This is a genomic window from Rhodovulum sp. ES.010 (genome assembly GCF_900142935.1).
GTDB lineage: Bacteria > Pseudomonadota > Alphaproteobacteria > Rhodobacterales > Rhodobacteraceae > Rhodovulum.
In genome coordinates this window covers 549,786-568,894 of the sequence record NZ_FSRS01000001.1, presented here as the reverse complement: position 1 = coordinate 568,894, position 19,109 = coordinate 549,786, and the positions used below count along the sequence as shown (strand labels likewise).

General features: G+C 70.2%; 23 protein-coding genes and 1 pseudogene. 14 read left to right on the top strand and 10 right to left on the bottom strand.

The genetic code is table 11. The features are described 5' to 3' along the window. Positions 1–85 precede the first annotated feature (85 nt). Positions 86–1,282, bottom strand: a complete 1,197-nt coding sequence (locus BUR28_RS02845) for an FAD-dependent monooxygenase (RefSeq protein WP_074218740.1) — start codon at positions 1,280–1,282, stop codon at positions 86–88. Positions 1,283–1,304: 22 nt separating this feature from the next. After that, on the bottom strand, positions 1,305–1,727 hold the full coding sequence (gene dksA / locus BUR28_RS02840; RefSeq protein ID WP_074218739.1) for an RNA polymerase-binding protein DksA: 423 nt from the start codon (positions 1,725–1,727) through the stop codon (positions 1,305–1,307). Between the two features lie 199 nt (positions 1,728–1,926). Between dksA and BUR28_RS02835 the strand changes: the two genes are divergently transcribed. The 6 genes from BUR28_RS02835 to BUR28_RS02810 all read left to right on the top strand — a co-directional run bounded on the left by BUR28_RS02835 (position 1,927) and on the right by BUR28_RS02810 (position 7,296). Further along, on the top strand, positions 1,927–2,763 hold the full coding sequence (locus tag BUR28_RS02835) for an AAA family ATPase (protein WP_074218738.1): 837 nt from the start codon (positions 1,927–1,929) through the stop codon (positions 2,761–2,763). Positions 2,764–2,983: 220 nt separating this feature from the next. Then, the gene (locus tag BUR28_RS02830; protein WP_074218737.1) at positions 2,984–3,430 is read left to right on the top strand and encodes a GNAT family N-acetyltransferase; all 447 of its coding nucleotides are present in this window, start codon (positions 2,984–2,986) and stop codon (positions 3,428–3,430) included. A 4-nt stretch (positions 3,431–3,434) separates the two neighbouring features. Next, positions 3,435–4,793, top strand: coding sequence for a DUF2927 domain-containing protein (locus tag BUR28_RS02825; RefSeq protein ID WP_074218736.1), 1,359 nt, complete (start codon positions 3,435–3,437; stop codon positions 4,791–4,793). A gap of 67 nt (positions 4,794–4,860) precedes the next feature. Further along, a complete protein-coding gene (locus tag BUR28_RS02820) occupies positions 4,861–6,045 on the top strand; it encodes a vWA domain-containing protein (RefSeq protein ID WP_074218735.1) in 1,185 nt (394 codons plus the stop codon). A 72-nt stretch (positions 6,046–6,117) separates the two neighbouring features. Further along, positions 6,118–6,543, top strand: a complete 426-nt coding sequence (locus BUR28_RS02815; RefSeq protein WP_074221489.1) for an OsmC family protein — start codon at positions 6,118–6,120, stop codon at positions 6,541–6,543. 57 nt (positions 6,544–6,600) lie between these two features. After that, entirely contained in the window at positions 6,601–7,296 is a 696-nt protein-coding gene (locus BUR28_RS02810) for a M48 family metalloprotease (RefSeq protein ID WP_074218734.1), read from the top strand. A 43-nt stretch (positions 7,297–7,339) separates the two neighbouring features. On the opposite strand, the gene BUR28_RS02805 is transcribed toward BUR28_RS02810, so the two are convergent. Together BUR28_RS02805 and BUR28_RS02800 are read right to left on the bottom strand one after the other, a co-directional pair. Next, the gene (locus BUR28_RS02805; RefSeq protein ID WP_074218733.1) at positions 7,340–7,909 is read right to left on the bottom strand and encodes an RSP_2648 family PIN domain-containing protein; all 570 of its coding nucleotides are present in this window, start codon (positions 7,907–7,909) and stop codon (positions 7,340–7,342) included. Beyond that, positions 7,906–9,102: an RSP_2647 family RNA methyltransferase gene (locus BUR28_RS02800; protein WP_074218732.1), complete on the bottom strand. Its 1,197-nt coding sequence runs from the start codon at positions 9,100–9,102 to the stop codon at positions 7,906–7,908. Before BUR28_RS02800 ends, BUR28_RS02805 begins: the two co-directional genes overlap by 4 nt. A 133-nt stretch (positions 9,103–9,235) precedes the next feature. Here BUR28_RS02800 and edd point away from each other — a divergent pair, with 133 nt between their 5' ends. Then, a complete protein-coding gene (gene edd, locus BUR28_RS02795) occupies positions 9,236–11,041 on the top strand; it encodes a phosphogluconate dehydratase (protein WP_074218731.1) in 1,806 nt (601 codons plus the stop codon). Between the two features lie 56 nt (positions 11,042–11,097). Next, positions 11,098–11,739 (top strand): bifunctional 4-hydroxy-2-oxoglutarate aldolase/2-dehydro-3-deoxy-phosphogluconate aldolase, encoded by a 642-nt coding sequence (eda, locus tag BUR28_RS02790; RefSeq protein ID WP_074218730.1) that lies wholly within the window; start codon positions 11,098–11,100, stop codon positions 11,737–11,739. 113 nt (positions 11,740–11,852) lie between these two features. Here eda and BUR28_RS20525 read toward each other — a convergent pair. Together BUR28_RS20525 and BUR28_RS19805 are read right to left on the bottom strand one after the other, a co-directional pair. Then, positions 11,853–12,035: pseudogene (locus BUR28_RS20525) on the bottom strand (PRC-barrel domain-containing protein); the annotation flags it as partial. Between the two features lie 393 nt (positions 12,036–12,428). Continuing rightward, complete coding sequence (locus tag BUR28_RS19805) at positions 12,429–12,584, bottom strand: hypothetical protein (RefSeq protein ID WP_175566878.1); 156 nt, start codon at positions 12,582–12,584, stop codon at positions 12,429–12,431. 192 nt (positions 12,585–12,776) lie between these two features. Here BUR28_RS19805 and BUR28_RS02780 point away from each other — a divergent pair, with 192 nt between their 5' ends. Beyond that, a complete protein-coding gene (locus BUR28_RS02780; RefSeq protein WP_074218728.1) occupies positions 12,777–12,974 on the top strand; it encodes a CsbD family protein in 198 nt (65 codons plus the stop codon). Between the two features lie 83 nt (positions 12,975–13,057). Here BUR28_RS02780 and BUR28_RS02775 read toward each other — a convergent pair whose 3' ends face one another. Further along, a complete protein-coding gene (locus BUR28_RS02775; protein WP_074218727.1) occupies positions 13,058–13,408 on the bottom strand; it encodes a hypothetical protein in 351 nt (116 codons plus the stop codon). Continuing rightward, positions 13,408–13,725, bottom strand: coding sequence for an ElaB/YgaM/YqjD family protein (locus BUR28_RS02770; protein WP_074218726.1), 318 nt, complete (start codon positions 13,723–13,725; stop codon positions 13,408–13,410). Before BUR28_RS02770 ends, BUR28_RS02775 begins: the two co-directional genes overlap by 1 nt. Before the next feature lie 164 nt (positions 13,726–13,889). Between BUR28_RS02770 and BUR28_RS02765 the strand changes: the two genes are divergently transcribed. Continuing rightward, positions 13,890–14,060, top strand: coding sequence for a DUF1328 domain-containing protein (locus BUR28_RS02765; protein ID WP_074218725.1), 171 nt, complete (start codon positions 13,890–13,892; stop codon positions 14,058–14,060). Between the two features lie 115 nt (positions 14,061–14,175). After that, complete coding sequence (locus BUR28_RS02760; RefSeq protein ID WP_074218724.1) at positions 14,176–14,310, top strand: entericidin A/B family lipoprotein; 135 nt, start codon at positions 14,176–14,178, stop codon at positions 14,308–14,310. 49 nt (positions 14,311–14,359) lie between these two features. On the opposite strand, the gene BUR28_RS02755 is transcribed toward BUR28_RS02760, so the two are convergent. Continuing rightward, positions 14,360–14,626: a hypothetical protein gene (locus tag BUR28_RS02755; RefSeq protein WP_074218723.1), complete on the bottom strand. Its 267-nt coding sequence runs from the start codon at positions 14,624–14,626 to the stop codon at positions 14,360–14,362. Next, a complete protein-coding gene (locus tag BUR28_RS02750) occupies positions 14,616–17,429 on the bottom strand; it encodes a [protein-PII] uridylyltransferase family protein (RefSeq protein WP_074218722.1) in 2,814 nt (937 codons plus the stop codon). The genes BUR28_RS02755 and BUR28_RS02750 overlap by 11 nt, the downstream gene beginning before the upstream one ends. Before the next feature lie 96 nt (positions 17,430–17,525). Between BUR28_RS02750 and BUR28_RS02745 the strand changes: the two genes are divergently transcribed. The 3 genes from BUR28_RS02745 to BUR28_RS02735 all read left to right on the top strand — a co-directional run bounded on the left by BUR28_RS02745 (position 17,526) and on the right by BUR28_RS02735 (position 19,038). Then, positions 17,526–17,993, top strand: coding sequence for a YbaK/EbsC family protein (locus BUR28_RS02745; RefSeq protein WP_074218721.1), 468 nt, complete (start codon positions 17,526–17,528; stop codon positions 17,991–17,993). 111 nt (positions 17,994–18,104) lie between these two features. Further along, positions 18,105–18,506 (top strand): DUF2852 domain-containing protein, encoded by a 402-nt coding sequence (locus BUR28_RS02740; protein ID WP_074218720.1) that lies wholly within the window; start codon positions 18,105–18,107, stop codon positions 18,504–18,506. A gap of 73 nt (positions 18,507–18,579) precedes the next feature. Next, on the top strand, positions 18,580–19,038 hold the full coding sequence (locus tag BUR28_RS02735) for an RDD family protein (protein WP_074218719.1): 459 nt from the start codon (positions 18,580–18,582) through the stop codon (positions 19,036–19,038). Positions 19,039–19,109: the final 71 nt, after the last annotated feature.

The following is a 19,109-nucleotide window of genomic DNA, read 5'->3' as shown; positions in this document are numbered from 1 at the left end:
GTTCCCGCGCCGGGGCCGCCGCGGACGTGGCCCGGGCACGCCGCGCCTGGCGCGTGTCGAGCGAGAAAGCGGCGCGTCGGCCGCGTCAGGGCATCGGCGCGGCCGTCAGCGGGTAGCGCGCCGTCGCGTCATAGTCGTAGACCCAGTCGAAGCGCTTGAGCGGCCCACCCGGCGCGAGGGCACCACCGATCCGCAGGGCAAGATGCGCCGCGGCGCGGAGCGGCGGGAAGCGCAGGTGATAATTGCGCGCATTCTGCGTGGCCGTCTCGACGATCTTCATCGTGCGCGGGCGCCGCTCGGCCTGGTAGGCGGCAAAGGCGGCCTGCGGATCGCGATGGGTCTCCAGCGCGCCGGCCAGCACCCAGGCGTCCTCGAGCGCCATATTGGCGCCCTGGGCCAGAAAAGGCAGCGTCGGGTGCGCCGCGTCGCCCAGGATCGCCGCGGGGCCCCGGTGCCAGCACTCGGCAACCGGGTGGCGGAAGAGGCCCCAGAGGTGCACCCGCTCGACCCGCGCCAGCAACTCCGGCACCTCCGCCCCGAAGCCTGCGAAGGCGCGGCGCAGGTTTTCGGGATCGTCCTCGTGGGCCCAGCCCTCATCGACCCAGCCCGCGCGCTCTTCCACGCCGACGATGTTGATCAACTCGCCGCCTCTAAGCGGGTAATGCACCAGGTGCCGTCCCGGTCCCATGTGGACCTGGGCGACCGGCGCCACCGGCCCACGGGCGGGCACCAGCGCCCGCCACGCGACCTGTCCGGTGAAGGCGGGCCGCGACCGCCCGTTCAAGACTCCGCGCACCACCGAGTGCAGGCCATCCGCCCCGATCACCAAGTCGGCCGACATGTGCGCCCCCTGGGCGGTCGTCAGATGCGCCCGCCCCTCCTCCAGCGCCAGCCCCGTGATCTCGTGCAGAAGCCGGACCTGCACTCCCGCCGCGCGCGCCACCTCGGCCAGCAACTCGACAAGGTCGGCGCGGTGGACGAAATGGTAGGCGCCAGCGGCGGTGGACAGGTCGACGCGGAGCACTTCACGCCCGGCGCGGAAGTCCCGCAGGACGACCGCGCTTCCGCGCACGCTGCGGGCCGCGAGCCGATCGGCCAGGCCCAGCCCCTCCAGAACCGACAGGCCGTTGGGGCTGATCTGCAGGCCCGCCCCGACCTCGCTCAGCGCATCGGCGCGTTCGAGCACGGTCACTTCAGCGCCGCGCCGCGCAAGCGCGGTGGCTGCGGCAAGACCGCCGATGCCGCCGCCGAGAACGGTTACCTGTCGTCCGGTCAGGGGCATGGGACCTCCCCCGGTCTGGGTGTCAGTCGTCGCGGTGGACCTTCTCGCGGCGCTCGTGGCGCTCCTGCGCCTCGAGGCTCAGCGTGGCGATGGGCCGCGCGTCGAGCCGCTTGAGCGAAATCGGCTCACCGGTTTCCTCGCAATAGCCGTATTCGCCGTCCTCGATCCGCCTCAGCGCAGCGTCGATCTTGGCCACCAGCTTGCGCTGGCGATCGCGCGTGCGCAATTCCAGCGCGCGGTCGGTTTCTTCCGAAGCGCGGTCCGCGATGTCCGGAATGTTACGGGTGGAATCTTGAAGCCCTTCAAGGGTTTCGCGGCTTTCGTTGAGAATGTCGTTCTTCCAGGCGATCAACTTGCGGCGGAAGTATTCGAGCTGGCGCTCGTTCATGAAGGGTTCGTCTTCGGCCGGGCGGTAATCGTCGGGCAAGAAAACTTCTGCTTTCATCCCTGCTTCCTCGTCTGGGCCGGGCGAAATGTGCTTCATGTTCCCTCTCCCCCGGCACTCCCGGGCTCGCTCGTAGCCCAATCGCCGGGTCGTGTCACTAGTAATCTGGCCGTTATGGTTGCCAAATACATGCGGCTTGCCTGTTTGTGAAGGGGCGCTATGGTCGCCTCCGGATTGGGAGCGTTTCACGCGAGGTTGCATGCAGTTCGGCTCGACAGACAGCTACGTGGCGGCGGAGGATCTTAGCATCGCGGTCAACGCCGCGGTGACGCTGGAGCGCCCGCTTCTCGTCAAGGGCGAACCCGGAACCGGCAAGACCGAACTCGCCCGCGAGGTGGCCCGGTCGCTGGAAATGCCCCTGATCGAGTGGCACATCAAGTCGACCACCCGCGCCCAGCAGGGGCTCTACGAATACGACGCCGTCAGCCGGCTGCGCGACAGCCAGTTGGGCGAGGAGCGCGTGCACGACGTGGCCAACTACATCAAGCAGGGCAAGCTCTGGCAGGCCTTCGCCGCGCCCGAACGCGTCGTCCTGCTCATCGACGAGATCGACAAGGCCGATATCGAGTTTCCCAACGACCTGTTGCAAGAGCTCGACCGGATGGAGTTCCACGTCTACGAAACCGGCGAGACGGTGCGCGCGACGCATCGCCCGGTGGTCATCATCACCTCGAACAACGAGAAGGAACTGCCCGACGCCTTCCTGCGGCGTTGCTTCTTCCACTACATCCGCTTCCCAGACATCGAGACGATGAAGCGCATCGTCGAGGTGCATCACCCGGGGATCAAGCAGGACCTCTTGCACGCGGCGCTCACGCAGTTCTACGAGCTGCGCGAGATGGACGGGCTGAAAAAGCGGCCTTCCACCTCGGAGGTGCTTGACTGGCTGAAGCTCTTGCTGGCCGAGGAGCTCGCGCCGGAGGACCTGCGGCGCGACCCGCGCTCGGCGCTGCCGCGGCTGCACGGGGCGCTGCTGAAGAACGAACAGGACGTTCAACTCTTCGAGCGCCTCGCCTTCATGGCGCGGCGGGGATAGACCCCCGCCCCCGGCCCACGCGGCAAGGTCGCTTGCCCGGCGTTGGGGGTGGCCGAGCGCTATGGCGCCCGGCGCCTACGGCGGGAGTATTTGGACCAAGAAGAAGACCCGGGGCACGGCGGGGCGGCCACGCTGCATCGGGCGCGCCGCGCGGGCTTGTGTCCGCGCACGCGCTGGCGCACGATGAGCGCACCCCGTCCGCGTCGCGAAAGGCCCGCCCTTGCCCGAGATCACCATCCGCCCCCTGCGACCGGAGGACCGGGAGGACTGGGCCCGGCTCTGGAACGCCTACCTGGACTTCTACGAAACGTACGTCACGCCAGAGGTTTACGAAACGACCTTCACGCGGCTTCTGCACGGCGGCGCCCCGTGCATGGGCGGTCGGCTGGCGCTGGCCGGCGGCTGCCCTGTCGGGCTCGTTCATTTCATCTTCCATCGCCACTGCTGGAAGCCCGAGAACGTGTGCTACCTTCAGGACCTCTACGTGGCCCCCGAGGCACGCGGCAAGGGCGCCGGGCGGGCGCTGATCGAGGCGGTCTACGCGGTGGCCGACGCGCGCGACGTGCCGACCGTCTACTGGACGACCCAGGCCGACAACGCGCAGGCCCGGGCGCTTTACGACCGGATCGGCCAGTTGACCCCATTCATCAAGTACCAGAGGGCCTGAGCGCATGCGCCGCCTCGCGCTGATCGGATGCGTGGCGCTGGCCGCCTGCACCGCGCCGGTCGCGGAGGCGCCGACGCGCCTGCCCCCCTCTCCCGCGGCGCTGCCGCCGATGAAGACCTTCCCGGCGCGGCGGGGCGCGGCGCCGTTGCGATCGAACGCGGCGATCGCGCGCGATTTCCTGGACCTGGCCTTCCAGATGGAGAGCGGCCGCCCGCTACCGGCCCTGACCCGGTTCGAGGCCCCGGTCGCGGTGCGCGTGACCGGACGGCCCCCGCCCAGCCTCGGCCCCGACCTTGCGGCACTGCTGGCCCGCCTGCGCAACGAGGCGGGCATCGACATCGCCCGCGTGCCCGCCGACCGTGACGCCGAAATCACCATCGAGGTGCTGCCCCGCGCCCGGCTGCAGGGGCTGGTCCCCGAGGCGGCCTGTTTCGTTGCGCCGCGGGTGTCGAGTTGGGGCGAATACCGCCGGGCCCGTCGCTCGCGCGTGGTGGACTGGACGACCCTGACCACCCGCGAGCGCGTGGCGATCTTCCTGCCCGGCGATGTCAGCCCGCAAGAGGTGCGCGACTGCCTGCACGAGGAACTGGCCCAGGCACTGGGGCCCTTGAACGATCTCTACCGTCTGCCGGACTCGGTATTCAACGACGACAATTTCCACACCGTGCTGACTGGGTTCGACATGCTGATCCTGCGCATCTACTACGCGCCGGAACTGCGCTCGGGCATGAGCCGGGCCGAGGTCGCGGACATCCTGCCAGGGCTCCTGGCGCGGCTGAACCCGCGCGGCCAGGGCCGGGGCACGGCGCCGGTGCCGCACACGACGCGCGACTGGATCGACGCGATCGAGACCGCGCTGGGCCCCGGAACCGCGCCCCGCCGCCGCCTGGACGCCGCAGCGGAGGCGGTTGCCATCGCGCGGGCCCGCGGCTGGCGCGACACCCGGCTGGCCTTCAGCCTGTTCGCGCTGGGCCGGCTGTCGCTGGGCCGCGACGGCGACCTGGCGCTGGCGGCGTTCCTGGAGGCGGGACAGGTCTACGCCGCCCGCCCCGATACGCGCATCCAATCGGCCCATGTCGCGATGCACCTGGCCGCGTTCGCGCTGTCGGCCGGGCAGGCGGAAACCGCGCTCGGCCTCGTCAACGGCGCGCTGGACGAGGCCACACGCGCGCAGAACGCCGCGCTTCTGGCGACCATGCTGCTGATCGAGGCCGGGGCGCTGGACGCCCTGGGCCGGGCGAACGAGGCGCGCGCGGTGCGGGGCGACGCGCTGGGGTGGGCGCGCTACGGCTTTGGCGAAGACGCCGAGGTGCGCGCGCGGCTGGGCGAGATCGCGGCGCTGACGCCCCGGCGCGGCATCTGAGACGGCGCGCGGAGATAGTCCCGTCTTGCCCCTTTCCCGGGCGCCCGCCCCGCCCTATCCTTCGCCCATGTTCCTGCCGTTCTTCCAGACCCTGCGCGCCGCCGGTATTCCCGTCTCGATCCGCGAGTATCTCGGCTTTCTCGAGGCGGTGAAGGCCGGGCTCGCCACCTATGACGTCGAGCGCTTCTACTATCTCGCGCGCACCGCGATGGTAAAGGATGAGCGCCTGCTGGACCGGTTCGACCGTGCCTTCGCCGAAAGCTTCGCCGGGATCGAGGAGATCGGCCCGGGCGAGGTGCTCGAGGCACTGGACCTGCCCGAGGACTGGCTGCGCAAGATGGCCGAGAAGCACCTGAGCGAAGAAGAGCGCGCCGAGATAGAGGCGCTGGGCGGCTTCGACAAGCTGATGGAAGCGCTGAAGGAGCGGCTGAAGGAACAGCAGGAACGCCACCAGGGCGGCAACAAGTGGATCGGCACCGCCGGCACCTCGCCCTTCGGCGCCTGGGGCTACAATCCCGAGGGTGTGCGGATCGGCCAGGACCGCTCGCGCCACCGCCGCGCGGTCAAGGTCTGGGACCGGCGCGAGTTCCGCAATCTCGACAACAGCGTGGAACTGGGCACCCGCAACATCAAGGTCGCGCTCAAGCGGCTGCGACGCTGGGCGCGCGAAGGCGCGCATCACGAGCTCGATCTCGACGAGACGATCCGCGCCACCGCCGATCACGGCTATCTCGACGTGAAGACCCGACCCGAGCGGCACAACGCGGTCAAGGTGCTCTTGTTTCTCGACGTCGGCGGGTCGATGGACGACCATATCGGCGTGGTGGAGGAGTTGTTCTCGGCCGCGCGGGCCGAGTTCAAGCATCTCGAATACTATTACTTCCACAACTGCCTGTACGAAGGTGTCTGGCGCGACAACCGCCGGCGCTGGAACGAGGTCACGCCCACCTGGGACGTGCTGCATACCTACGGGCCGGACTACAAGTGCATCTTCGTGGGTGACGCCAGCATGAGCCCCTACGAGATCGCCTTTGCCGGCGGCGCGAACGAGCATTGGAACGCCGAGCCGGGCCGTGTCTGGCTGGAACGCGCCCGCGCGAAATGGCCGGACAACCTCTGGATCAACCCGGTGCCCGAGCGGCATTGGGACTACACCCAGTCGATCGGCATGATCCGCGAGATCTTCGGCGGGCAGATGGTGCCGATGACGCTGGAAGGGATCGAGCGGGGCATGAAGGCGCTGGGGCGCTGACGGCTTGCAACGACTCGGGGCCCCGGGCGGTTGTTGGGGGACGAACCGCAACCACGGAGGTATCCCCAGATGATCGAGAAGAAAGGGTCCGCCACCTGGACGGGCGATCTGAAATCCGGCCAGGGGCATCTGTCGACGGAATCGGGCCTGCTGCGCGAGGTGCCCTACGGCTTCGACACCCGGTTCGAGGGCGCGGCCGGCACCAATCCCGAGGAACTGATCGGGGCGGCGCATGCCGCCTGTTTCTCGATGGCGCTGTCGATGATCCTCGGCGAGCATGGCGCGACACCCGAGGAGATCACCGCCACCTCGACCGTGACCCTCAACAAGGAGGGAGAAGGCTTCGCGATCAAGCGGCTGCATCTCGACCTGACCGCCAAGGTGCCAGGGCTTGACGAGGCCGCGTTCCGCACCGCGGCCGACGCCGCGAAGGACGGCTGCCCGGTCTCCAAGCTCTGCGCGGGGGCCGAGATCACGATGGACGCGCGGCTTGCCTGACGCGGGCGTGACGCCGCGCGGGTTGCCTGCGGGACCGCGCGGCGCCATATCCGCATCATGCTGAAGCTCACGCCGATCCTTCTGGCCGTCCTCTACGCCGTCGCGATGTATCGCTTTTCGGCCTGGCGCACGGGCCGCGAACTCGATGCGCGCTCGACGGAACTGGCCGACAAGCGGCTGAAGGCGATGACCGACCGTATGGCCGAGGCGCTGGATGTGCCGCGCATCCGCGTCCATATCTACGAGATCGATCCGGTCAACGGGCTCGCCGCGCCGGACGGGCGCATCTTCGTCACCCGCGGGTTCTACGACCGGTACCGGGCCGGCGAGGTGACGGCCGAGGAGATGGCCAGCGTCATCGCGCATGAACTCGGCCACGTGGCGCTTGGCCATGCGCGGCGGCGGATGATCGACTTTTCCGGGCAGAACGCGATGCGGACCGCGCTGGCGATGATCCTGAGCCGGTTCCTGCCGGGGATCGGCATCTATATCGCCAACGCGCTGGCCTCGCTGCTGGCCGCGCGGCTCAGTCGGCAGGACGAATACGAGGCCGATGCCTATGCCGCCGCGCTGCTGACCAAGGCCGGCATCGGCACAGAGCCCCAGAAATCGCTGTTCCACAAGCTCGACGAGCTGACCAAGGGGCGCGGCGGCGTGATGCCGGCCTGGCTGATGAGCCACCCCAAGACCGCGGATCGCGTGCAGGCCATCGAGGCCCTGGAGACGCGTTGGCGGGCGGTGACGCCGGACTGAGGGGCGGGCGCGTTTCCTGACGGGGTCGCGCAGGACCGCCGGATCAGACCTGTCGGGACGACGTGCCGATGCCTGAGCCGAGCGCCTTGCCGAGTCGCGGCAGGCGCGCGCGTTTCAGAAGCGCGCGCGTTTCCTGGGGGGCGCCCGACAGCCGCGCGGCCTCCGCCCGGACCCGCTCGACCGTGTCGCCCACCGCCGCCGGATGCGCCAGCCACAACTCCATCAGGAACCCGTCCGGCCCCTCCCGCTGCAGCCCCTCCTCTGCCAGCACATGGCGCGGGAAGTCGCGGGCATTGAAGGTCAGGATCAGGTCCGCGCCCCCGGCGATCGCGGCCGCGAGCACGTGGATGTCGGCCGCATCCGGCAGCCAGAGTCGCGCCTCCAGGCCGTCGCGCGGCGCCACCTCCGCGGCCGGCCAGGCGGCGCGCACCAGCGCGATCTCGGCGCGGGCCTGCGCCTCGCCGGTGGGCCCGATCTTGCGCGCCGCCCGCGCCCATTCCTCGAGGATGCGCGGCGACCAGAGCGGCGTGAACAGCCCCTGCCCCGCGATGCCCAGCAGGATTTCCCTGAGCACCGTCGGATACAGGACGCAGGCGTCCAGCAGCACCTTCATGGGGACAGCCGGAAGACCAGCGCCTTGAGATAGGAGGATTCCGCAAGCTGCGGCAGCACCGGGTGATCAGGCCCGGCGAACCCGGTATGAAGCAGTTGTGCCCGCCGTCCGGCCTTGCCGATGCCGCGGGCAGACGCCGCCCGGAACCGGGCGAGGTCGGCGGCATGCGAGCACGAGCAAAGGCAGAGGAAACCGTCGGCCGCCACCAGCCCCGCGGCCAGCCGCGCCACCCGTTCATAGGCGCGCAGCCCCGCCTCCAGCGCGGGCTTCGACGGCGCAAAGGCCGGCGGGTCGCAGATCACCAGGTCGAAGCGCTCCCCCTCTTCGGCAAGCGCGGCCATCGCGGCAAAGGCGTCGCCCTGCCGCGTCGCGAAGCGCGCGGCCACGCCCGTAGCCTCTGCCCCCGCCGCGGCGAGGTCCAGCGCCGCGGCCGAGGAATCGACCGCAAGCGCCCGCGTCGCGCCGCCTGCAAGCGTGGCCAGCGCAAACCCCCCCACATGCGAAAACACGTCCAGCACGCGCGCATCCCGCGCCAGCCGCGCGGCAAACGCGTGGTTCGGGCGCTGGTCATAGAACAGCCCCGTCTTCTGCCCGCCCAGGAGGTCGGCCATGTAGGTCGCGCCGTTCATCGGGACCGGCACCGGCCGCTCTGCCGCGCCGCGAATCACCGCGGTCTCCTCGGGCAGCCCCTCCAGGCTCCGGGCGCGCCCGGTTCCGTTCTTGATTACCGTCTCGACCCCGGTGACCGCGACCAGCGCCTCGGTCAGCGCGTCGAAACGCGTCTCGGCCCAGGCGGCATTGGGCTGGACTGCCGCGACCGCCCCGAACCGGTCGATCACCACGCCAGGGAGCCCGTCCGCCTCGGCATGGACGAGCCGGTAGAACGGCGCGTCGTAGAGCCGTTCGCGCAGCGCAAGCGCGCGGGACAGGCGCGCGCGCAGCCAAGCCGACCCAATCTCGGCCTCCGGGTCGCGGTCCAGCACCCGCGCGATGATCTTCGAGCCGGGATTGACCGTGACCAGTGCCAGGGGCCGCCGCTCGGCATCCTCCAGCCGCGCCAGAGCCCCGGGCGCCAGCGCCTTCGTGCGCCGGTCGGTGACCAGTTCGTCGGCATAGACCCAGGGAAAGCCGTGGCGGATCGCGCGGGCTTCGGCCTTGGGCCGCAGCCGGACGGTGGGAAGAGTATCGCTCATGCCCTCCCCTTACGCCGCGCCGCGTGCCGCGAAAAGCCGGAATCGGGACGGCCAGCGCGCGGACGGGGTTTCTTTGTTAGCGCTAACCGCCTATATCCGCCGCAAGGCCGAGCCGACCCGAAGGAGACAGCCGATGCCGCTCAACCCCGCGCTCGAAGAGGTGACCGCCGCGATCGTCGAACGCTCCCGCCCAACGCGCGCCGCCTATCTCGACCGGATCGCACGGGCGGCTGCGGACGGGCCGGCCCGCGCGCACCTGTCCTGCGGCAACCAAGCCCATGCCTATGCCGCCGCGGGCGCGGCCAAAGACACCCTCGCCGAGCGCCGCGCGCCGAACCTGGGTATCGTCACAGCCTATAACGACATGCTTTCGGCGCATCAGCCGTTCGAGCGGTTCCCCGATCTCATTCGCGCCGCGGCGGCCGAGGCCGGCGGCACCGCGCAGGTGGCCGGCGGCGTACCGGCGATGTGCGACGGGGTCACGCAAGGCCAGACCGGCATGGAACTGTCGCTGTTCTCGCGTGACGTGATCGCGCTGGCGGCGGGCGTTGCGCTCTCGCACAACTGTTTCGACGCGGCGGTCTATCTCGGCGTCTGCGACAAGATCGTGCCGGGGCTGGTGATCGCCGCGGCCAGTTTCGGGCACATCCCGGCGGTGTTCCTGCCCGCGGGGCCGATGACCAGCGGCTTGCCCAACGACGAAAAGGCCATGGTGCGCCAGCAATTCGCCGCTGGCGAGGTCGGTCGCGACGCGCTGATGAAGGCCGAGATGGAAAGCTATCACGGGCCGGGCACCTGCACATTCTACGGGACCGCCAACTCCAACCAGATACTGATGGAGGTCATGGGCCTGCACCTGCCCGGTGCCTCCTTCGTCAACCCGAACACGCCGATGCGCGACGCGCTGACCGCGGCCGGCGTCAGGCGGGCGCTGGAGATCACCGCGCTCGGCAACGCCTACACGCCGGCGGGCCATGTCCTCGACGAGCGCGCCTTCGCCAATGGCATCGTCGGACTGATGGCGACGGGGGGCTCGACCAACCTTGTGCTGCACCTGCCCGCCATGGCGCGGGCGGCGGGAATCGTCCTCGACATCGAGGATTTCGCGCGCCTGTCCGAGGTGACGCCGCTCATGGCGCGGGTTTATCCCAACGGGCTGGCGGACGTGAACCATTTCCACGCCGCCGGCGGGCTGGCCTACATGATCGGCGAACTGCTTGAGGCGGGCCTGCTCCACCCCGACACGCAGACCGTGGCGGGCGGGGGCCTTGCCGCCTACACGACGGAGCCGAAGCTCGTGGATGGCGCCCTTTCCTGGGCCGACGGACCCGGCGAAAGCCTTAACGAGAAGATCCTGCGTCCCGCCGCCGACCCGTTCCAGGACACCGGCGGGCTCCGGTCGCTTGACGGCAATCTTGGGCGCGGCATCATCAAGACCTCCGCCGTGGCGCCCGAACGCCGCGTGATCGAGGCGCCGGCGCGCATCTTCCACGACCAGCAGGCGGTGAAAGACGCCTTCAAGCGGGGCGAATTCACCGAGGACACCGTGATCGTGGTCCGGTTCCAGGGGCCGAAGGCCAACGGCATGCCCGAGTTGCACGCCCTGACGCCGACGCTCGCGGTGCTGCAGGATCGCGGGCTCAGGGTGGCGCTGGTCACCGACGGGCGGATGTCGGGCGCGTCCGGCAAGGTGCCCGCGGCGATCCATATCGCGCCGGAGGCGGCCGAGGGCGGCCCGCTGGCGCGGCTGCAGGACGGCGACGTGATCCGGCTGGACGCCGAGCGCGACACGCTGGACGTGACCACCGCGGGCGCGCTCGACCGCACCCCCGCCACGCCCGACCTGTCGGGCAACGAGACAGGGCTTGGCCGCGACCTCTTCGCCGCCTTCCGCGCCCATGCCGGCCCCTCGACCGCCGGAGCGAGCCTCGTTGTCTGACAGGCGGTTCCGCGCCAGACTGCCCGCATCGCGTATCGCCCGAGGAAGGACCGCCCATGACGCCCCATGCCGCCAGCGAGATCACCGAGGCGCTTTGCCGCCGGGCGCCCGTGATCCCCGTGCTCGTGATCGAGGACGCGCGCCATGCCCGTCCATTGGCCGAGGCGCTGGTCGCCGGGGGGCTGCCGGTGCTGGAGGTGACGCTGCGCACACCCGCAGCGCTCGACGCGATCCGCGAGATGGCGGGCGTGGCGGGTGGCGTCGTCGGGGCGGGCACGCTGCTCACCCCCGAAGATGTCGAGGCGGCGCAGGGGGCCGGCGCGGGCTTCGGCGTGTCCCCCGGGGCGACGCCGATGCTGCTGGACGCGGCGCGCGCGGGCGATCTGCCGCTGCTGCCGGGCGCGGCCACCGCCACCGAGGCGATGTCCCTGCTCGAGAAGGGCTACAGCGTGCAGAAGTTCTTTCCGGCGGAGGCGGCGGGCGGGGTCGCCGCGCTGAAGGCGCTGGCCGGCCCGCTGCCGCAGATCCGGCTCTGCCCCACCGGGGGGATCGGACCTGCCAATGCACGCGCCTACCTCTCGTTGCCCAACACGCTTTGCGTCGGCGGGTCCTGGGTCGCCCCGGCCGTTAAGGTGAAGGCGGGCGACTGGGCGGCGATCACCGCGCTGGCGCGCGAGGCCGCGGCACTCGCCGCGTAACGCCGGCGCGGGCGGTGTGTTGCGATGGCGCGGGGCACCGCGGCGCTGTGCTCGGTCGAGACGCGCCATCCCTGCGCTCCATCGGTACGGGCGACCGAAAGTTCGGTGAAGGGCAATGCCACGCGCTTTTCGCCGAGCCCCAGGAACCCGCCGACCTCGACGACCACCCGCTCCATCTCGCCCGCATCACCGATGACAAGCGCGCCGATCTCGCCGATCTGCGCGCCGTCCGGCCCGAGCACCGGATGGCGCTCGAGACTCTCGGCACGCAGCGCGGCCCGGTCGCCCTCCGACATCCTCAGGCACTCGCCCGCCCCGCGGACGGCGGCGTCATCCATGGACGCCATTGCGGTCGCGCCGTCCCCGTCGGTGTCGCGGGCAAGAGACCGGCCGCCGGGCTCCATGTCCGCCCGGTCCCGCTGCTCGCGGGCCTCCAGCGCCGCGCGATTGCCCTCGTAGACGACGAAGAACGCGTCGGAGGTGTCGGGATCCGGCTTGAACCGGAACTTGCCGAGTTCGAACGCCACCTCGCGCGGCGCGGCATCGACCGCGCCGTCAATCTCGGTGACAATCCACTCGATCTCTTCCGCGCCGGAAACGTAGACATCCGCGATCTCACCGATCTCGGTCCAGCCGTCCGGCACCTCGGCGATCGCGCCGTCCTCGGTCACGCTGCCGTTCTCCACCATCTAGACGGGCATGCCGATCAGTCGCTCCGCGTGCACGGTTGTCTCGCCTACGTCGATCTGCGGGCTGTCCGTCTCTCCCATCCCGCCGTTACCTTGGCCGAGAGCCGGCATCGCGGCGAGTGTCGCGATTGCGGTGGTCATAAGAATGCGTTGCATCTTGTGCCTCCCTTCTGCCCGGGCGCGCCGTTCATTCGGTCAACGGCACGGTCCCGCCCGCGCACCCTGCCGCCCACGCACGATTGCTTGACTGGCCAGCCGACCGGCGGAACGTGCCCGGACCGCATGCAACTTCGGGCGCCGAGAAACGTTGTTTCCGTCAGAGACAGACGCAATGAAAGGAGACACGCCATGAATCTCGACCAGGTGAAAGGCCAGTGGAAGCAACTCAAGGGCCATGCCAAGGAGTTCTGGGGCGACCTGACCGACGATGAAATCGAGCAGGCCGAAGGCGACCGCGAGAAGCTCATCGGCATGGTGCAAAAGCGCTATGGCAAGACCCGCGAGGCCGCCGAGAAGGAAGTCGACGATTTCCTGAACCGGCTCTGAGGCCGTGGCCCGACAGGGTCCGTACAAAACGCCCCGCCCGAACCGGCGGGGCGTTTTTGTATCTTGTTTTCATCTTGACCGTTCTAGCGCGGCGCGGCCCCGTTGCGGGCGGCGCGCCCCGCCTGCATGCCCGCGGCAAACCCTTGGGCCAGTTCGAAATAGGGCATTCCGGTCTCGCTCTCGGGCTGTTTCGGGGCGGCAGGCGGGTCGCGCTTGACCAGCGCGAACAGCAAGGCCGACAGCGCCACATAAACGCTGCCGAGGACCGTCGCCGCGACCGGCGCGCCATGCGCCGCGGCCAGCACCAGCCAGGCGGCCGCGGTGAGGAACCCGATCCCGATCAGCAGACAGATGCCGATCAGCAACCGGAGTTCCAGCCGCAGCGCCAACGACTCGGCGCGGCGCTCGATCTGCGGCAGCGGATCGAACCCCATCAGCGCCGCCCCGTCATCAGCCCCACGAGAAAGCCGAGGCCGACGGCCAGGCCGACCGCGGTGGCGGGCTGGCGGCGCACCGCGTCCAGCGCCTCGTTACCGGCCGCGACGCCCCGGTCGCGCGCCTCCGTCGCCGCGGCCTCGCCGCGCGCGCGCATCTCGGCCGCCTCGCGCTGCACCCGGTCGAGCGCCGCATCGCGTTGCGCCCCGCCCATTTCGGTCAGGATTTTCGAAATACCCGCAACATCGTCCTTCAACGCCTCGATCTGGCGCGCCAGATCTTCGCTGCTTGCCGCACCGTTTCCACTCTGTGCCATGGGGCATGCTCCTTTCTTTGCTGTCACATGGTTGCGGGACACCAACGCTGCCGGCCCGCGACGGTTCCCGAAGCAGCCGTTCCGACCACCCGGGCGCGGCGGCGGAACATCGGGCGCCATGGCGCGTTGGTGAGGGCGTAGCAAACGCGAAAGGACAGGACATCATGCTTTATTGGGCCCTACTCTTCCTGATCGTGGCGCTGGTCGCCGGCGTGCTCGGCTTCGGCGGCATTGCCGCAGCCTCGGCGGGGATCGCACAGATCATCTTCTTCGTTTTCCTCGTGCTCTTCGTGGCGACGATCCTCGTGCGCCTCCTGCGCGGCCGCGCGCCCTGAGCGGCGCGCCCCCGCACGACCGGGCAGCGCCAGCGCCGCCGCCTGCAACCCTTGCCCCGGCACCCCCTGTGAAGGCGCCGGGAGCACTTTCGACGCAAATCAAGACGGAGGTCTCATGATCCGCTTCGCCCTGCTTTCCGCCACGCTCCTTTTCGGCCTCGCGGCCTGCGAAACCGTCGAAGGGGTCGGGCAAGATCTCGAAACCGCCGGCGAGCAGGTTTCGCAGGAGGCGCGCGAAGCCCAGAACTGAGGCGCCTTCTCGCCCCCGGCCGTGCAGTACAAGCGCGCGGGCGGCGGCCTCAGTTCCGCCGCCCGCGCGCGCCGCCGCGCCGGCGCGGCGGCGCCTCGGTGTCGAGCCCGGCCCGAAGCACACCGGTCATCGGGTGGTCCGGCGCGGCGGGCGCATATTCCGCGATCAGCCGCTTGAGGGCCGCCTTGGTGTCCACCCCCACCGGCAGCGACAGCGCCCAGTCGAGGAAGATCGACCGGCATTCCCCGGTGCCGATCTCCTCGATTCGGTAGGCTTCCCGCACCAGGCCCTTTGGGTCTGCCGCTTCAATCCGCATCTTTCTCCTCCACCGGGCCACGCGCGATCACCGTCTCGATCACCTCGGCCGCCGCGCCGCGCGCCCGCGCCAGCAGGTCTTCCAGCGCGCCGGCATCGGCGGCGCCGGTGCCCCTCAGCAGGAAGGTCAGCCCGCCTTCGCCCAAGTCCGGCGGGTCGAGCGGCCCGTCCGAAATCAACTTGGCCGCCCCCTGCACCTTGCGCAAGAGCGCGTAGCTTTCGCACAGCGTGCGCGCCTCTTCCGCGCACAGCCACCCCGCCGCCACGCCCGCCTCCAGTTGATCGGCCACCGCCGTCGCCGGGCTCGCCGCGATCAGCGCCGCGGCGGAGGCGATCAGTTCGATATCCTGGCCACGCCCCGGCCCCTGCTTGCCGTCCCAGGCCGATTTCGCGGGCTTCGCCTCGGCCAGCCGGCGACGCATGTCGACCACGCCCGTCAGCGTTCGGGCGATGTCGGCCTTGTCCCGTAGCAGGTCCTGCCGGAACGCCTCCACCTCCACGCCAAGCGTGCTGTCGCCGGCCACCGGGCGGGCACGGGTCAGGGCGAGATGCTCCCAGGTCCAGGCCTCGTCGCTCTGGTAGTTGCGAAAGCTCTGCAACGCGGTCGCCACAGGGCCCTGGTTGCCCGACGGCCGCAGCCGCATGTCGACCTCGTAAAGCTTGCCCTCGGGCATCTGCGCGGTCAGGGCCGTGACCAGCGCCTGGGTCAGCCGGGCATAATAGGCGCGCGCGGCCAAGGGGCGGCGGCCGTCCGAGCTTTCCACCCCGTCGGCGTCATAAATCACGATCAGGTCGAGATCGGAGCGCGCGGTCAGCAGCCCCGCCCCCAGCGAGCCCATACCCAGCACCACGGCGCCCTTGCCCGGCGGGTCGCCATGCTTTCCGGCGAAATGAGCCACCACATGCGGCCACAGCGCGGCGAGCGCCGCCTCGGCAAGGTCGGCGTATTCGCGCCCCGCCTCGCCGGCGTCGATCAGGCCGCGAAGGAAATGCACGCCGACCCGGAAATGCCACTCCTTGGCCCAGGCGCGCGCGGTGTCGAGCTTGCGCTCATAGTCGTCGATGGCCGCCAACCTCTCCGCAAGGGCCTGCTCGAGTGCCGGGCGGCCCGGCCAGTCGCGGAAGAAATCGCCGCCGATCACCGCATCGAGCACGCCGGCATTGCGCGACAGGTACTGCGCAAGCTCCGGCGACACGCTGGTGATGTCGATGATCAGGTCGATGAGCTGGGGGTTGGCCTCGAAAAGCGAGAAGAGCTGTACCCCCGCCGGGAGCCCGCGCAGGAAGCCGTCGAAGGCGGCGAAGGCCTCGACGGGGCGCGGCGCCTTGGTCAGCCGGCCCAGAAGGTCGGGCTTGAGCCGCTTGAAGATCTCGCGCGCCCGGGCCGAGCGCAGGCAGGGATAGTCGGGCCAGCGCTCGACGATCTCTTCGGCGTTCTCGGGCAGGTCGGCCACGTCTGCCTCGGCGGCTCCGCCCTTGCCAGGCTGGAAGAACCCCTCGGTCAGCCCGTCGACCCGCTCCAGCCGCTCCGTGAGGTCGGCCCGCCACAGCGCGACGTCGTCGGCGCCGCAGAACCGCGCGATCCGCGCGATTCCGTCCGCGTTGCCCGGCAAGGCGTGGGTCTGCGCGTCGTTCACCATCTGCAAGCGGTGCTCGACCTCGCGATGCGCCCGGTAGTCGGCGCTGAGCGTGTCGGCCACGTCCTGCGGCACCCAGCCCTTGTCGGCCAGCCGCGCGAGCCCCTCCACCGTGCCGCGCACCCGCAGGTCGGGGTCGCGGCCGCCGGCGATGATCTGCCGGGTCTGGGTGAAGAACTCGATCTCGCGGATGCCGCCCTGGCCCAGCTTCATGTCATGGCCTTCGAGCGTCAGCGCCCCGTGCAGCCCCTTGTGGCTGCGGATCTTCAGCCGCATGTCATGGGCGTCCTGGATCGCCGCGAAGTCCAGGTGCTTGCGCCAGACGAAGGGGCGCAGCCGGTCGAGATAGGCCCAGCCCGCCTCGATATCGCCCGCGCAGGGCCGCGCCTTGATATGCGCGGCGCGTTCCCAGGTGCGGCCGAGGCTTTCGTAATAGCGTTCCGCCGCCTCCATCGACAGGCAGACCGGCGTCACGCTGGCATCCGGCCTGAGCCGCAGGTCGGTGCGGAACACGTAGCCCTCGCCGGTCATCTCGGACAGAAGCTGGCTCATCCGCCGCGTAACCTTGACGAAGACGGACCGCGCCTCGTGGAAATCGGCCTCGGCGAACCGGTCCTGGTCGAACAGCACGATCAGGTCGATATCGGAGGAATAGTTGAGTTCGTGCGCGCCCTGCTTGCCCATCGCCAGCGCCACCATGCCGCCGGCGGTCGCGGCGTCGTCCTCGGTCAGCCCCGGCAGCTTGCCCCGACCGATCTCTGCGGCGACCAGGCGCCTGAGCGCGGTGTCCACGCAGAGATCGGCGAAGTCGGTCAGCGCGCCGGTCACGCGCTCCAGCGGCCAGACCCCGCCCAGGTCGGCCAGCGCGATCAGAAGCGCGGCGCGCCGCTTGGTCTGCCGCAGCCCGGTCTTGAGCGCGTCGAGCGGCAGCGCGCGCACCGCGTCCAGAAGTGCCGCGAAGGCGTCGTCGGGATCGCCCGCCAGCGCCGCGTCCATCCACTCCGCCTCCCGCGTCATCAGGCCCCAGAGATACGGGCTGCAGCCCGCGGTCCCGGCCAGCAAGGCGCGAATTTCCGGCGGCTGGGCGGAAAAGCGGTCCTCCGCCTCGGTCGCCCGCTCGGGCTCGTGGGGGATGGGCGTGCGGGTCAGGCGCGATGCGAAACTCATGGCGTCTTGATGACGCCGGCCCGCCCGGCGGTCAACGGCTTGCGCGCCGAAGCCGCGCCCCCGATAGTCCGCGCCAGGCAAGGAAAGGACCTGAGGATGAGCAAGAGCCGCGCGCGCGTGCGCCGCGCCCTGGACGCGGCCGGGATCGCGGCGGATATCCGCGAGCTCGGCCAGACGCGAACCGCGCAGGAGGCGGCCGACGCGGTGGGCTGCCAGATCGACCAGATCGCCAAGTCGATCATCTTCCGCGGGATGGACAGCGGCGCGGCGATCCTGTTCCTGACCGCCGGCGGCAATCGGGTCTGCGACGACCGCGCCTCGGCACTGGCGGGGGAGCCGCTGGGCAAGGCCGATGCCGCGCTGATCCGGTCGCGGACGGGGTTCGCCATCGGCGGCGTCGCGCCCGTCGGGCACCTGACCCCGATCCGCGCCTTTCTCGACCCCCGGCTTCTGGAGTTCGACACGGTCTGGGCGGCCGCGGGCACGCCCCGCCATGTCTTCCCGCTCGACCCGCATCTCCTGCCCGGTCTGACAGGCGCGGAACCCGCCGATTTCACGCGCTGACCCGCTAATGTGAAAAACCTTCACATCCCCCCTTGAAACCGCGCGGCCGGGTGCCGACCTGAGTGAATGTGAACACCCTTCACATCCGACCACGACCACAGGAGAACCCACATGTCTTCCGCCGCCACCTGGCCCGGCCGGGCCGAAACCTGGCTCGACGAACGCGGGAAAGGGGCCTGGATCGCCGCCATGGTGATCGGCTTCATCCTGTTTTGGCCCATCGGCCTTGCCATCCTGTTCTACATGATCTGGAGCAAACGCATGTTCAGCGGCAGCTGCAAGTCCCGCCACGCCCGCCTGCGCCACGTCCACGGCGCCTATCGCTCGTCTGGCAACACCGCCTTCGACGCCTACAAGCACGCGACCCTGCGCCGCTTGGAGGACGAGCAGCGCGCCTTCGAAGAGTTCCTCGAACGGCTGCGCAAGGCGAAGGACCAGACCGAGTTCGACCAGTTCATGGAAGAACGCGAGCGGGGCGCGCGCGAAACGCCCGATACGCCGGCCGCCACCTGAACGACCGCAGCGCGCGCCCGTCCGCCGGGCGCGCGCCCTTCCCCCTGACGCCAAGGCCCCCTACATCAACGACATGACAGACCAGACCGACCGCCACTGGGGCCTACCCGATCCCGACCTGCATGCCGCCTTCTACGACGGCATCCCCACCAAGCGTCTCGTCGCCTGGGTGGTTGACACGGTCATCGTGATCCTGCTCGCGCTGCTCGCCCTGCCCTTCACCGCCTTCGCCGCGGTCCTGTTCCTGCCCTTCTTCGCGGCAATCGTCGGGTTCGCCTACCGCACGGTCACGCTCGCCCGCGGTTCGGCCACCTGGGGCATGCGGCTCGTCGCAATCGAGATCCGCAACGGCCGAGGCGAGCGGCTGGATACGGGAACGGCGGCGCTGCACACGTTGATCTACTCGGTCTCGGCGGCCTTCGTGATCCCGCAGGTAGTCTCGATCGTGCTGATGCTGACCGGGCCGCGGGCCCAGGGGCTGCACGACTTGATGCTGGGTACCGCCGCGATCAACCGGCCGGCGCAAGCCTGAGGGCCCTGCAACCGACCCCTTGGCATTTGCGCGAAACCGATGTTAGCTTTCGTGTCACACGCGGAAACGAC

Excerpts from the sequence above, each read along its gene's own strand:
- BUR28_RS02760 (WP_074218724.1), top strand. The coding sequence starts at position 14,176 with ATGATCCGCTTCGCCCTGCTTTCCGCCACGCTCCTTTTCGGCCTCGCG.
- BUR28_RS02835 (WP_074218738.1), top strand. The coding sequence starts at position 1,927 with ATGCAGTTCGGCTCGACAGACAGCTACGTGGCGGCGGAGGATCTTAGC.
- edd (WP_074218731.1), top strand. The coding sequence starts at position 9,236 with ATGCCGCTCAACCCCGCGCTCGAAGAGGTGACCGCCGCGATCGTCGAA.
- BUR28_RS02820 (WP_074218735.1), top strand. The coding sequence starts at position 4,861 with ATGTTCCTGCCGTTCTTCCAGACCCTGCGCGCCGCCGGTATTCCCGTC.
- BUR28_RS02770 (WP_074218726.1), bottom strand. The coding sequence starts at position 13,725 with ATGGCACAGAGTGGAAACGGTGCGGCAAGCAGCGAAGATCTGGCGCGC.
- BUR28_RS02755 (WP_074218723.1), bottom strand. The coding sequence starts at position 14,626 with ATGCGGATTGAAGCGGCAGACCCAAAGGGCCTGGTGCGGGAAGCCTAC.
- BUR28_RS02745 (WP_074218721.1), top strand. The coding sequence starts at position 17,526 with ATGAGCAAGAGCCGCGCGCGCGTGCGCCGCGCCCTGGACGCGGCCGGG.
- BUR28_RS02800 (WP_074218732.1), bottom strand. The coding sequence starts at position 9,102 with ATGAGCGATACTCTTCCCACCGTCCGGCTGCGGCCCAAGGCCGAAGCC.
- BUR28_RS02765 (WP_074218725.1), top strand. The coding sequence starts at position 13,890 with ATGCTTTATTGGGCCCTACTCTTCCTGATCGTGGCGCTGGTCGCCGGC.
- BUR28_RS02740 (WP_074218720.1), top strand. The coding sequence starts at position 18,105 with ATGTCTTCCGCCGCCACCTGGCCCGGCCGGGCCGAAACCTGGCTCGAC.
- BUR28_RS02825 (WP_074218736.1), top strand. The coding sequence starts at position 3,435 with ATGCGCCGCCTCGCGCTGATCGGATGCGTGGCGCTGGCCGCCTGCACC.
- BUR28_RS02805 (WP_074218733.1), bottom strand. The coding sequence starts at position 7,909 with ATGAAGGTGCTGCTGGACGCCTGCGTCCTGTATCCGACGGTGCTCAGG.
- BUR28_RS02735 (WP_074218719.1), top strand. The coding sequence starts at position 18,580 with ATGACAGACCAGACCGACCGCCACTGGGGCCTACCCGATCCCGACCTG.
- BUR28_RS19805 (WP_175566878.1), bottom strand. The coding sequence starts at position 12,584 with ATGCAACGCATTCTTATGACCACCGCAATCGCGACACTCGCCGCGATG.
- BUR28_RS02780 (WP_074218728.1), top strand. The coding sequence starts at position 12,777 with ATGAATCTCGACCAGGTGAAAGGCCAGTGGAAGCAACTCAAGGGCCAT.
- dksA (WP_074218739.1), bottom strand. The coding sequence starts at position 1,727 with ATGAAAGCAGAAGTTTTCTTGCCCGACGATTACCGCCCGGCCGAAGAC.
- BUR28_RS02810 (WP_074218734.1), top strand. The coding sequence starts at position 6,601 with ATGCTGAAGCTCACGCCGATCCTTCTGGCCGTCCTCTACGCCGTCGCG.
- BUR28_RS02750 (WP_074218722.1), bottom strand. The coding sequence starts at position 17,429 with ATGAGTTTCGCATCGCGCCTGACCCGCACGCCCATCCCCCACGAGCCC.
- BUR28_RS02775 (WP_074218727.1), bottom strand. The coding sequence starts at position 13,408 with ATGGGGTTCGATCCGCTGCCGCAGATCGAGCGCCGCGCCGAGTCGTTG.
- BUR28_RS02845 (WP_074218740.1), bottom strand. The coding sequence starts at position 1,282 with ATGCCCCTGACCGGACGACAGGTAACCGTTCTCGGCGGCGGCATCGGC.
- eda (WP_074218730.1), top strand. The coding sequence starts at position 11,098 with ATGACGCCCCATGCCGCCAGCGAGATCACCGAGGCGCTTTGCCGCCGG.